General features: G+C 61.2%; 13 protein-coding genes and 1 other annotated feature. Of the genes, 8 read left to right on the forward strand and 5 right to left on the reverse strand.

From position 1 onward, the window contains the following. Window positions 1-152 precede the first annotated feature (152 nt). The 5 genes from AACS24_RS06340 to AACS24_RS06360 all read right to left on the reverse strand — a co-directional run bounded on the left by AACS24_RS06340 (window position 153) and on the right by AACS24_RS06360 (window position 4,701). The gene (locus AACS24_RS06340) at window positions 153-1,019 is read right to left on the reverse strand and encodes an alpha/beta fold hydrolase (protein WP_181364146.1); all 867 of its coding nucleotides are present in this window, start codon (window positions 1,017-1,019) and stop codon (window positions 153-155) included. 9 nt (window positions 1,020-1,028) lie between these two features. Beyond that, window positions 1,029-1,544, reverse strand: a complete 516-nt coding sequence (locus tag AACS24_RS06345; protein WP_108570574.1) for a Slp family lipoprotein — start codon at window positions 1,542-1,544, stop codon at window positions 1,029-1,031. 103 nt (window positions 1,545-1,647) lie between these two features. Further along, window positions 1,648-2,349, reverse strand: a complete 702-nt coding sequence (gene tsaB, locus AACS24_RS06350) for a tRNA (adenosine(37)-N6)-threonylcarbamoyltransferase complex dimerization subunit type 1 TsaB (protein WP_181364147.1) — start codon at window positions 2,347-2,349, stop codon at window positions 1,648-1,650. 77 nt (window positions 2,350-2,426) lie between these two features. Next, a complete protein-coding gene (locus AACS24_RS06355) occupies window positions 2,427-4,391 on the reverse strand; it encodes an ATP-dependent DNA helicase (protein WP_108570575.1) in 1,965 nt (654 codons plus the stop codon). Between the two features lie 67 nt (window positions 4,392-4,458). Next, window positions 4,459-4,701, reverse strand: coding sequence for a hypothetical protein (locus AACS24_RS06360; RefSeq protein ID WP_108570576.1), 243 nt, complete (start codon window positions 4,699-4,701; stop codon window positions 4,459-4,461). Between the two features lie 186 nt (window positions 4,702-4,887). Beyond that, window positions 4,888-5,016: a sequence feature (His leader region), on the forward strand. 24 nt (window positions 5,017-5,040) lie between these two features. Between AACS24_RS06360 and hisG the strand changes: the two genes are divergently transcribed. From hisG to hisI, 8 genes are all read left to right on the forward strand, one after another. Continuing rightward, on the forward strand, window positions 5,041-5,937 hold the full coding sequence (gene hisG / locus AACS24_RS06365) for an ATP phosphoribosyltransferase (RefSeq protein ID WP_108570577.1): 897 nt from the start codon (window positions 5,041-5,043) through the stop codon (window positions 5,935-5,937). Window positions 5,938-5,949: 12 nt separating this feature from the next. Continuing rightward, window positions 5,950-7,275, forward strand: a complete 1,326-nt coding sequence (hisD, locus tag AACS24_RS06370; RefSeq protein ID WP_108570578.1) for a histidinol dehydrogenase — start codon at window positions 5,950-5,952, stop codon at window positions 7,273-7,275. Beyond that, the gene (gene hisC, locus AACS24_RS06375; protein WP_108570579.1) at window positions 7,272-8,342 is read left to right on the forward strand and encodes a histidinol-phosphate transaminase; all 1,071 of its coding nucleotides are present in this window, start codon (window positions 7,272-7,274) and stop codon (window positions 8,340-8,342) included. Before hisD ends, hisC begins: the two co-directional genes overlap by 4 nt. A 15-nt stretch (window positions 8,343-8,357) precedes the next feature. Beyond that, window positions 8,358-9,482, forward strand: coding sequence for a bifunctional histidinol-phosphatase/imidazoleglycerol-phosphate dehydratase HisB (gene hisB, locus AACS24_RS06380; protein WP_108570580.1), 1,125 nt, complete (start codon window positions 8,358-8,360; stop codon window positions 9,480-9,482). Further along, the gene (gene hisH, locus AACS24_RS06385) at window positions 9,482-10,123 is read left to right on the forward strand and encodes an imidazole glycerol phosphate synthase subunit HisH (RefSeq protein WP_108570581.1); all 642 of its coding nucleotides are present in this window, start codon (window positions 9,482-9,484) and stop codon (window positions 10,121-10,123) included. The genes hisB and hisH overlap by 1 nt, the downstream gene beginning before the upstream one ends. A 5-nt stretch (window positions 10,124-10,128) precedes the next feature. After that, a complete protein-coding gene (gene hisA, locus AACS24_RS06390; RefSeq protein ID WP_042030922.1) occupies window positions 10,129-10,890 on the forward strand; it encodes a 1-(5-phosphoribosyl)-5-[(5-phosphoribosylamino)methylideneamino]imidazole-4-carboxamide isomerase in 762 nt (253 codons plus the stop codon). Then, window positions 10,890-11,663, forward strand: coding sequence for an imidazole glycerol phosphate synthase subunit HisF (hisF, locus tag AACS24_RS06395; protein ID WP_019446757.1), 774 nt, complete (start codon window positions 10,890-10,892; stop codon window positions 11,661-11,663). The genes hisA and hisF overlap by 1 nt, the downstream gene beginning before the upstream one ends. Then, on the forward strand, window positions 11,656-12,049 hold a 394-nt coding region (gene hisI, locus AACS24_RS06400; protein ID WP_108570582.1), incomplete at its 3' end, for a phosphoribosyl-AMP cyclohydrolase. The genes hisF and hisI, both read left to right, overlap by 8 nt.

Here is a 12,049-nt window from a genome sequence, read left to right on the forward strand (position 1 = left end):
CCGTCCCTGTTCACATCGATTTCAATCAACTGTTTTAAGCACGTACTCTAATGCCGCCCATATTTACACAGCGCAACATCAATTAACAGCAAATTAACAACGGAAAAATGTGAGGGGGATGACAAACCTGGAATTATAGAAAGCCGGTGATTCTACCTAACTTGACAAAAATTTACGATACAAACGGCGGTTGCTGCGCCATTTTCCATATGAAAATGGTGATTTCCCGGCAAAATCACCTGCTCTATCTGCCTGAAGGCCCCCTGTCGCAACTGCCACTGTGCCTCCAGCTCGGCAAATCCCTGTTCACCTCGGATAAAGAGCACCGGGCAGCAGATTGCCTTGATCAGCGCCTGCGCCTGTCCCTCGCTCATCCGAAGCGGCGAGAGATCTCGCAAGCGGGGATCGCTGCGCCACTGCCAGCGCTCTGCCCGCTCCTCAAGTTGCCGCTCGCAAATAAGGCGTGCCGCCTCTGGCGTTATCTCTGCCACCTTGCAACGCGCCGCGACCGCTTCATCGATGGAGGCAAAACCAGCCGCACTTCGCTCGCGGGTACGGCAGCGATTGAGGATCGCTCTCCTTATCTGGGCAGGAACTTCCTCGTCAGGCTGCGTGAGCGGCCCGAGCCCCTCCAGCAGAATGAGCCGCTCTATCTGTTCGGGGAAAACGCCGGCATAGGCAGAAGCGATGAGGGCACCAAGGGAGTGGCCCAGCAGGATGAAACGGGACCAGCCTGCGGCCTGGGTGATCTGGTAGAGATCGTCGAGCCAGTCGACAAAGACATAGGGCGTTTGCTTGTGATCAGAGTGACCATGTCCCGGCAGATCGACGCACACCAGATGAAAATCATCGAGATACGGGGCAAGGGGCAGGAAGCTGGCACCATTGTCGAGCCAGCCATGCAGTGCGATCAACAGGGGCTTTTGTGGCAGCTCGGAACCCGCTTGCCGGTTCTCGAGCAAGGCCACCCGGCGGCCATCCGCCAGGGTGACGAAACGCTCTTGCATCGGGGTACTCAATGCCTGCTCCTAGCGATGGAGTGGCCGTCTTGGCCAGAAGGGATCGTAAAAGGGGTCGTAGAAGTAGGGATCCACATAGCGAACCTCCACCTCCTTGACCGGCGGCCACAACTTGCTGCCCGTCACATTGAGCACCGAGAAGCGATAGTTGTGCTCGCCAATCTGGCTATCCACCGGTTTGCCGATGGTGCCGAGCACCGTCAGGCTGCGCCCCTTGGCATAGAGGGTCGGGTCGACAAAGCCCTTCATGATGGCCAGAAAACGACCCGGGCTCTGCTCGGTCTGCTCCGGCACGCCGTTGGCCTGCAGCGGCAGATAGACCACCTCGATGACGCTCTGATCCGACTTGTTGTGCACCGCGGAAATGATGCCACTCCAGCGGGCAGGCTTGCCTTCCATACTGCCGAGAGCCGGCTGATAGGCCACCAGCTGGTTCTCCGGTTGATAGACCAGCTCCTTGGGCACCGTACTGCAGGCCCCGAGCAGCAGGGCTGTCGCCCCAACCACCATCGCACGTTTCAACATGTCACTCTCCTCTCGCCGAACCGGCCCCAAGGCCACGACCCAACCCATGACAGGGCGAGTCTCGGTGGGCAAAGGCGACATGAAAGCCATGGCTCCTTTGCCCTTATTCACGACCCGGCAGCTTTTTCCAGGTCACCTTGTCACGCAAATATACCGGGGTCGCCTGCTCGACCGCGACCGCTTCACCCGCCAGCCAGGCAGTGCGGGCCAGCGGCAACATGTCTTCTGCGGCCGGGAAACGCACCTGGCTGACCACCAGCTCGTCGGCAAGAGCCTTGAGGGTTTCCCCATAGGTCTCAAAACCGGTACCAACACAGGTAAAGCAGCCAGAGTGCTTGCCACGGGCTTCCACCAGTGCGGCCGGGCCACTCACCACCTCTTCACCCACCAGCTGGATACGACCATCGATCAGCTCGTAGTGACCGAAATAGACCTCGTCCATGCGTGCATCGATGGCGGTCAGCACCCGCTCGGCCCCTTCCAGCCGATGAGCCCCTTGCGCCATGGCAGCCAGGGTAGAGATGCCAATCAGCGGCACGCCAGCACCAAACGCCAGCCCTTGTGCGACGCCGATACCGATCCGCACCCCGGTAAAAGAACCCGGACCACGGCCAAAGGCGATGGCATCGAGCTTGTCCAAGGTTATTCCCGCTTCGTCCAACAGAGCCTGAACCATCGGCAGGATCTTGCGGGTGTGATCCCGTGGCGCCTCCTCCCAACGGGAGAATACCTTGTCACCCACCAGCAAGGCGGCGGAGCAGGCTTCGGTGGCGGTATCAACGGCCAGGATCTTCAACTCGTTCATGCTTTCCAATCTCTATAAAATCAGTCAATTACATAACGGACAAGCGAGAGATGCACGCCCGTTGTTCAAATCGTTTGTCAGCGAAAATCACTCACCTGAACGGACGCAATAGGCCACATCTCAGGCGGGTTTATTCGACTGCGGTCAAAAAAATTGCCCAGCGTCGCCAGCTCCCGGGTTCGCGGAATAGCGGGCAGACTCTTGATGAAGGTGGCACCGTAGGGTTTGTTGACCATGCGTGGATCACAGATAACCAGCACGCCGTGATCACTGCGATCACGAATAAGCCGCCCTACCCCCTGTTTGAGCGCAATCACCGCTTTGGGCAGCTGAAGTTCGGCAAAGGGATCGCCGCCCTTTAACTTGCAATCCTCCACCCGTGCCTTGAGCTGAGGGTCATCGGGGCTCGCAAAGGGAAGCTTGTCGATGATAACACAGGAGAGTGCAGCGCCTCGCACGTCGATCCCCTCCCAGAAGCTACTGGTCGCCACCAGCACGGCGCGGCCATTATCGACAAACTCCTTGAGCAGCCGCTGCTTGTTGTCCTCCCCCTGCAGCAGCACAGTGCGGCCAATCTCCCGGCGCAGCACCTCGGCCACCTGACGCATCACCTGATGACTGGTGCAGAGGAAGAAACAGCCACCCGGCGTCTTGTTGATCAGCGGGATCATCAGATTGGCCAACTGCTCGCCACGGCCAAAGGCGTTGGGCTCGGGCAGGAAACGCGGCACGCAGAGCCGCGCCTGCTCGCCATAGTCAAACGGACTGTCGAGGATAAGCTCGGCGCTGCCTGCCAGCCCCAGCTCGGCCTTGAAGTGATCAAAGCGCATATCAACCGTCAGGGTGGCGGAGGTAAAGACCCAAGCTACCTCAGAGCGCAGTACCTCGGCCCCGAACCGCTCGGCTACCGAGAGCGGCGTCAGGTTGAGGGTAAAGTGCAGCCGCGAGCAGTCATACCAGTAGGAGAAGCCGGTCTGATTGACCGCCAGCACTTCACCAAGGCGGGTGCGCAGTTCACTGATGCGCTCGAAGGCGTGATCCAGCTGTTCACCGCGCCCCAGCGCCAGCTTCAGCACCTCATAGCAAAGCCCGATGGCGTCATTGAGGCGAGCCAGTGCCTGGCCCCAGAGCGGCTGGCGCAGCATGTCGCGGGTATTGCCGCGACCGCCATCCACGCCAAAGGCGAGCCGCAGATCCTGACTGGCGATGGCGAGCCGGTCAGCCGCCTTGCCGAGCTGGGCCATGTCGTGAGCTTCAGCCCGATAGGCAAGCTGGATATCCTGTGCCAGATCCTGAATGGTACGGCTACCCACCGACTTGCCAAAGTAGCTGGTGGCGATCTCCGGCAGCTGATGGGCTTCATCAAACACATAGACCTGAGCTTCCGGTACCAGCTCGCCAAATCCGGTGTCTTTGACCGCCATATCGGCGAAGAAGAGGTGATGGTTGATCACCACCACCTGGGCGTCCATGGCGCGGCGGCGGGCCACCACCAGATGGCAGTCGTCGTAATAGGGGCAATCCCGACCGAGGCAGTTTTCATTGGTGCTGGTGACATGAGCCAGGATCTCGGCGTTCTCCTGCAGCCCCGGAATATCCCCCACGTCGCCATTGTCGGTGGCGGTGGACCAGGATTTCACCTTCACCAGATCATTGAGCACTTCCGGTTTTTGCAGGTGGGATTCGCTCAAGAGCCGGTTCATCCGCTCGATGCACAAATAGTTACTGCGCCCCTTGAGCAGGGCCACCGGCGGGGTATAGGAGAGCGCGCCTGTGATGGTCGGGAGATCCCGGTAAAAGAGCTGCTCCTGCAGGTTTTTGGAGCCGGTGCTGATCACGATCCGTTTGCCGGACTCCAGCGCCGGCACCAGATAGGCGTAGGTCTTGCCGGTACCTGTCCCCGCCTCCACCAGCAAGCGACCATGGCTCTTGATGGCGCGGGCTACCGCCTCGGCCATCTCCAGCTGGGGAGCGCGGGCTTTGAAACCGTCGATATGGCTGGCCAGAGGGCCATCTGGCTTGAACAGGGTCTGGATGGTCAAAGGGGCGTCCCGCGGTCAAAGCGGCCATTATGCCAAAAGTGCGGCAAAAGCGGGACAGATAATCTGCTCAGACGAAGAGATCGATCTGGTGGTCGGGATCCGGCTTTTGATCACTCTCTTCCACCTTCTGCTGATCGTGCTTTTTCTGGCTATAAGCCTGCTGGCGCTGCTGGGAGTCACTGTTGTCAGTGCTGGTCTTGCGCAGCTGATGCTTCTTGCTGATCTGGTTCACTTCCCGCTTGATCTCTTCGCTGCCTGGGGTGGCAGGTGCCCGGGGCAAAATGGGGAACAACAGGTCCTGGCTGGGCATGATGGCGACTCCTGCAGGGGTTATTGTCTAGTTATCGACCAGAAAACCGTTTTCTCAACTTTAATCGACCAAATTACATTTTCCGGTTGCTTTTTCCGTCAAGGCAGGTAGTTTAAATCGGGCGTCAACAACGACATCTTATTTGTAAAGGATTGATTACATGCAGTTCACCAGCCTGAAGACTCATCACCACCATCATCATCCCGAATAGTCTTTCAGGAGGTTGACTGCTGGAAGACACGTTACTGGTGACTTCCAAAAGGACCGCAAGATTCATAAACCCTCGGAAGCACCCACTTCCGAGGGTTTTTTCGTTTTTGACTAAAAGGAAATCGAGCAATGGAAACACAACGTCTGCGTATCGCCATGCAAAAGTCCGGTCGTCTGAGCCAGGACTCCCAAGCCCTGTTCAAGAGCTGTGGCCTCAAGATCAACCTGCGCGAGCAGCGCCTTATCGCCCATGTCGAGAACATGCCCATCGATATCCTGCGGGTGCGTGATGACGATATCCCGGGGCTGGTGATGGAAGGGGTGGTCGACCTTGGCATCATCGGCGAGAACGTGCTGGAAGAGGTGCAGCTTATTCGCGCTTCACAGGACCAGTCCTTTGCGGTCAAAACCCTCAAGCAGCTCGATTTTGGCGGCTGCCGTCTCTCGCTGGCGGTGCCAGAAGATGTGACCTACACGGGGCCACAAAGTCTGGCGGGCAAGCGCATTGCCACCTCCTACCCCGGGCTGCTCAAGCGCTTCTTTGATGAAAAGGGGCTTGGCTTCAAGAGCGTGATGCTGGGCGGCTCGGTGGAAGTGGCGCCGCGCGCGGGCCTGGCAGATGCCATCTGCGATCTGGTCTCCACCGGCGCGACGCTGGAGGCCAATGGCCTCAAAGAGGTGGAGGTGATCTACCGCTCCAAGGCGGTGCTGGTTCAGGCCCCCAATCCCTTGTCCGATGCCAAGCAGAAGCTGATCGACAAACTGCTGCCCCGCATTCAGGGGATGCAGCAGGCGCGCGAGAGCAAGTACATCATGCTGCACGCCCCCAAAGACAAGCTCGATGCCATCACCGATCTGCTGCCGGGTGCCGAGCGCCCCACCATCATGCAGCTGGCCGGTGACACCAATCAGGTGGCCCTGCACGTCGTATCCAGCGAGACCCTGTTCTGGGAGACCATGGAGCAGCTCAAGGCTCTCGGCGCCAGCTCCATTCTGGTGTTGCCCATCGAAAAAATGATGGAATAAGGAAGGGACATCATGCAGACCCTGATCTGGAAGACCCTCTCTCCCGCCCAGCAGGCCGATGTGCTGACCCGGCCCGCCCTCAATGACGAGGCCGATATCGGCGCCGTGGTGCGGGATATCATCGCAGCGGTGCGCAGCCGGGGCGATGAGGCCCTGCGCGAGCTGAGCCAGCGCTTCGAGCGCGCCCCCCGTGAGCAGTTGCGCGTCAGCGAAGCCGAGATTGAAGCTGCCTGCGCGCGGCTGGATGACGAGATCAAAAACGCCATCGAAGCGGCGATTGCCAACATTCGCACCTTCCACGCCGCGCAAGCGCAGCCTGTGGTGCGAGTGGAGACCCAGCCCGGGGTGGTGTGCGAGCTGCGCACCCAGCCCATCAGCCGGGTCGGCCTCTATGTGCCGGGGGGCAGTGCGCCGCTCCCCTCCACCGTGATGATGCTGGCTATTCCGGCTGCTATCGCCGGTTGCCGCGAAGTGGTGCTCTGCACCCCGTCCCCGGCGAGCGACGAGATCCTGTTCGCCGCCCGCGCCTGCGGGGTCGAGAAGGTGTTCGCCATCGGCGGCGCCCAGGCCATCGCCGCCATGGCTTACGGTACCGAGAGCATCCCCAAGGTGGACAAGATCTTCGGCCCGGGCAACGCCTATGTGACCGAAGCCAAGGGGCAGGTTTCGACGGATTGGCGCGGCGCCGCCATCGACATGCCAGCCGGCCCCTCCGAGGTGCTGGTGATTGCGGACGAGAGCGCCAACCCGGCCTTTGTGGCGGCGGATCTGCTCTCCCAGGCCGAGCACGGCCCCGACAGTCAGGTGGTGCTGGTCACCACCTCGCCGCTGCTGGCCGATGCCATCGCAGGGGAAATCAAGAGCCAGCTGACCAAGTTGAGCCGCCGGGATATCGCCGCGCAGGCGCTCGGCAGCAGTCTGGTGATCCTCTGTGACGATCTGGCCGAGGCGTGTGCCATCTCCAACGCCTATGCGCCGGAGCACCTGATTGTGCAGACCCGAGCACCCCGCGATCTGCTGGATAAACTCGAGAACGCCGGTTCCATCTTTCTTGGCCAGTGGACGCCCGAGTCGGTCGGCGATTACGCCAGCGGCACCAACCACACCCTGCCCACCTACGGCTATGCCCGCACCTGTTCGAGCCTTGGCCTCGCTGATTATCAGCGCCGCTACACGGTGCAGGAGCTGAGCGCCGACGGTATTCGCGGCCTTGGCCCCATAGTCGAGCGAATCGCCCAGGCCGAGGGGCTCGATGGCCACAAAAATGCCGTCTCCCTCAGATTGAACGCCTTGGCCGCCGCGCCCCAACAAACAGCACAGCAGAAGGATTTGTCATGAGCATTGCCAATCTGGCGCGCCGCGTGGTGCGGGCCCTCACTCCCTATCAGTCAGCCCGCCGCATCGGCGGCAAGGGCCACGTCTGGCTCAACGCCAACGAGGCGCCGCAGGCCTATCCCTTCACCATCGAGGGGAGCCGTCTCAATCGTTACCCCGAGTGCCAGCCGGCCGAGGTAGTGAACGGCTATGCAGCTTACGCCGGGGTCAATCAGGATCAGGTGCTGGTCAGTCGCGGCGCCGACGAGGCCATCGAGCTGCTAATCCGCACCTTCTGCGAAGCGGGTGAAGATCAGATCCTCATCTGCCCGCCCACCTATGGCATGTACGCCATCAGCGCCGAGACCTGCGGCGTTGGTATCGTCGAGCAGCCGCTCACCACCCGCCGCCAGCCTGACTGGCCCGCCATTGCCGATCGCCTTTCCGACGTGAAGCTGGTGTTTCTCTGCTCCCCCAACAACCCCACCGGGGATCTGGTGGGGCGCGACGGCCTCATCGCTCTGCTGGAGAAAGCCCGGGATCGCGCCATCGTGGTGGTGGACGAGGCCTATATCGAGTTCTGCCCAGAAGCGTCCGTAGTAGACCTGCTGGCCTGCTTCCCCAATCTGGTGGTGACCCGCACCCTCTCCAAGGCTTTTGCCCTGGCGGGGATCCGCTGCGGCTTTACGCTGGCAAGCCCAGAGGTGATCGCCATGCTGGCCAAGGTGATCGCCCCCTATCCCATCCCCGAGCCCATCGCCCAGATCGCGGCGCAGGCCCTCTCCCCCATGGGACTGGAGCTGATGCGCGAGCGGGTGGAGGCGCTCAACAAGCAAAAAACCGCCTTCAAGGCAGAGCTGACAAAGCTTGCCTGCGTGAAGGAAGTATTCGAGGACAAGGGCAACTTCGTGCTGGTGCGCTTTGTGGATGGCGCCGCCGTCTTTGCCGCCATGAAGGCCGCCGGCATCATACTGCGGGATTTCTCCAGCAAGCCGGGTCTGGACAACAGCATTCGCATCACCATCGGCTATCAGGGCGAGATGGATGCCGTGCTGGCGGTATTGCGTGATCTGCCCTCTCCCACTTTGTAAGACAAGGATGTAGCGATGAAGACCCCGTTTTTGTTTATCGACCGCGACGGCACTTTGATAGAAGAGCCGGTGACCGACAAGCAGGTGGATAGCCTCGCCAAGCTGCGCTTCGAGCCCATGGTCATTCCGGTACTGCGCGAGTTGCAGGCCGCTGGCTACGTGCTGGTGATGGTGACCAATCAGGATGGACTGGGCACCGCCAGCCTGCCGCTGGAGAACTTCCAGCCGCCCCACGACCTGATGATGCACCTGTTTGAATCGCAAGGGGTGAAGTGGGAGCAGGTGCTGATCTGCCCGCATTTCCCTACCGACGGTTGCAGCTGCCGCAAGCCCCACCTCGGGCTGGTGAAGGAGTATCTCGCCTCGGGTCGCATCGACTTTGCCAACTCCTTCGTGATTGGCGATCGCCAGACCGATCTGCAGCTTGCCGAAAATATGGGCATTGGCGGTATTCGCTACCACCCGCAGGATCACAACTGGCTCGCCATTCGTGATCAGCTTCTCTCCAAGGGGCGTGTAGCCGAGGTGGAGCGCTATACCAAGGAGACCCGCATTCAAGTGGCGGTGGACCTCGACCCTTCTGCCACAAACAAGAGCGGCGGCAACCATATCGCCACCGGCATCGGCTTCTTTGATCACATGCTGGATCAGATTGCCACCCACGCCGGTTTCCAGCTCAAGCTGAACGTCAGCGGCGATCTGCATATCGACGATCACCACACGGTGGAAGACGTCGGACTGGCGCTGGGTCAAGCGCTGCGTCAGGCCCTTGGCAACAAGCGCGGCATCGGCCGATTCGGCTTCGTACTGGCGATGGATGAGGTGCAGGCAGTGATCGATGCGCGTCCGCTGACCGAGCAGGAGGTGAGCACAGCGCTGGATCTCAGCGGTCGCCCCTACTTCGTATTCGACTGCCCGAGCGGTTTTGGCCGCGACAACGTGGGCGAGATGGCCACCGAGATGGTGCCCCACTTCTTCCGCTCTCTGTCGGACGCCATGGCCATCACATTGCAGATGAAGGTGGGCAGCGGCAACACCCACCATCAGGTGGAAGCGCTGTTCAAAGGCTTTGGCCGCGCCCTGCGTCAGGCCATTCGGGTGGAAGGGAGCGACCTCCCCTCCAGCAAGGGAGTGCTGTGATGGATGTGTGCAAGCAGAAGCTGGTCATCATCGACACCGGCTGCGCGAATCTGGCCTCGGTCAGGATGGCGTTCGAACGCCTCGGCGTGCAGCCGCAGGTCTCAAGCGTGGCGGCCGATATCGAGCAGGCGGACAAGCTGATCCTGCCCGGTGTCGGCACCGCGGTGGCCGCCATGAACAACCTCAACGAACGGGGGCTGGTGCCCCTTATCCGCGCCGCCAAGCAACCGCTGCTGGGCTTTTGCCTCGGCATGCAGATGCTGGCGGAGGCCTCCGAAGAGACCATGAGCGAGGGCGCGAACAAGGGCGGGCTTATCGACTGCCTTGGCATAGTGCCGGGCAAGATCCGGCTGATGGAAGTGGGCAATCTGCGCCTGCCCCATATGGGCTGGAACCAGATTGAGCATGACGAGACCCATCCTCTGCTCAAAGGGATCCCGAGCGGCAGCTACTTCTACTTCGTCCACTCCTATGCACTGGAAGTGACCGGGGCGACGCTGGCGACCTGCGACTACGGCAAACCTTTCACCGCCATCGTCGCCGGGGTTGCAGAGCACAGTAACTTCTTTGGTGCCCAATTCCACCCGGAGCGCTCAGGCGCAGCCGGTGCCCGTTTGCTGCAAAATTTTCTGGAGCTGTGACTAGCATGATCATTCCCGCAATTGACCTTATCAACGGTCAGGTGGTTCGCCTCTATCAGGGGGACTACGAGCAGAAGACCGAATACAGCAGCAGCCCGCAGGCCCGCTTCGATGAATATGTCTCCCAGGGGGCGGTGCAGCTCCATCTGGTGGATCTGGACGGCGCCAAGGATGCCAAGGCGCGCCAGTTGCCCCTGTTGACCCAACTGCTGTCGGCCACCGAAGCGCCGGTGCAGGTCGGTGGCGGTGTACGCACAGAGCAGGATGTGGCAGATCTGCTGGCCGCCGGTGCCAGCCGGGTGGTGATTGGCTCCACCGCCGTCAAATCCCCGGATCTGGTGGCCAGCTGGATGGAGAAGTATGGCCCCGAGCAGATCGTGCTGGCGCTGGACGTCAACATTGATGAGCAGGGCAATCGCCATATCGCGGTGGCAGGCTGGCAGGAGAACAGCGGCGTGACCATCGAGGCGCTCATCGAGCGCTTCCTCCCCGCCGGGCTCAAGCATGTGCTCTGCACCGACATCAGCCGTGACGGCACCCTGGCTGGCACCAACGTCGAGCTCTATCGGGATCTCTGCGCCCGCTACCCGAGCGTTGCCTTTCAGGCCTCCGGCGGCATTGGCGGCATCGCGGATATCGAGGCGCTCAAGGGCTCCGGCGTCAAGGGGATCATCCTTGGCCGCGCCCTGCTGGAGGGCAAGTTCTCGGTGGGTGACGCCATCGCCTGCTGGCAAGCTCCCGCAGCCGATACCACAGGAGGCAACTGATGCTGGCAAGACGCATTATTCCCTGCCTCGACGTGAAAGATGGCGTGGTGGTCAAAGGGGTGCAGTTTCGCAACCACGAGGTGATGGGCGGCATTGTCGAGCTGGCGCGCCGCTACGCCGAAGAGGGCGCTGACGAGCTGGTGTTCTATGACATCACCGCCTCCAGCGATGCGCGGGTGGTGGACAAGAGCTGGGTGAGCCGGGTGGCGGAGGTGATCGACATCCCCTTCTGCGTCGCCGGTGGCATCAAGAGCGTGGAGGACGCCCGCCAGATCCTCGAATTTGGCGCCGACAAGGTCTCCATCAACTCTCCGGCGCTGGCCGACCCGACCCTCATCAGCCGACTGGCCGAGCGCTTTGGCGTGCAGTGCGTGGTGGTGGGGATCGACTCCTACTTCGACGCCGAAACGGGTCACTATCAGGTCAAACAGTTTACCGGTGACGAGAGCCGCACCCGCACCACCGCCTGGCACACCCTCGACTGGGTGCAGGAGGTGCAGAAACGCGGCGCAGGCGAAATCGTGCTGAACGTGATGAATCAGGACGGCATGCGCCAGGGTTATGATCTCGACCAGCTCAAGCTGGTGCGCAGCGTCTGCAAGGTACCGCTGATCGCCTCCGGCGGTGCCGGTGCCATGGCGCACTTTCGCGATGCCTTTACCCTCGCCGATGTGGACGGGGCGCTGGCTGCTTCTGTCTTCCACAAGGGCCTTATCCCCATTCCCGAATTGAAACGCTGGCTGAAAACCGAAGGAGTCGCCATCCGTGAATAACTTCTCTGATAACACACAAACAACCGCCAGCGCGCGCCCCCTTGCCGAACTGCTCGACTGGGAAAAATGTGATGGCATGATCCCCGCCATCGTCCAGCATGCCGACAGCGGCGAGGTGCTGATGCAGGGCTTTATGACCCGCGAGGCGCTGGAAAAAACCCAGACCACCGGTCAGGTCACCTTCTTTAGCCGCAGCAAGCAGCGGCTCTGGACCAAGGGTGAAAGCTCGGGCAATGTGCTCCAACTCGTGGCCATCAGCACCGACTGCGATCAGGATTCCCTGCTGATTGCCGCCAACCCCGTCGGCCCCACCTGCCACATGGGCACAACCTCCTGCTTTAACGGCCACCCGCTGCCGCCGCTCGGTTTCCTGGCTGAGCTGGAAC

It is taken from the genome of Aeromonas sp. HMWF016, from assembly GCF_963878195.1.
Taxonomy (GTDB): Bacteria; Pseudomonadota; Gammaproteobacteria; order Enterobacterales; family Aeromonadaceae; genus Aeromonas; species Aeromonas lacus.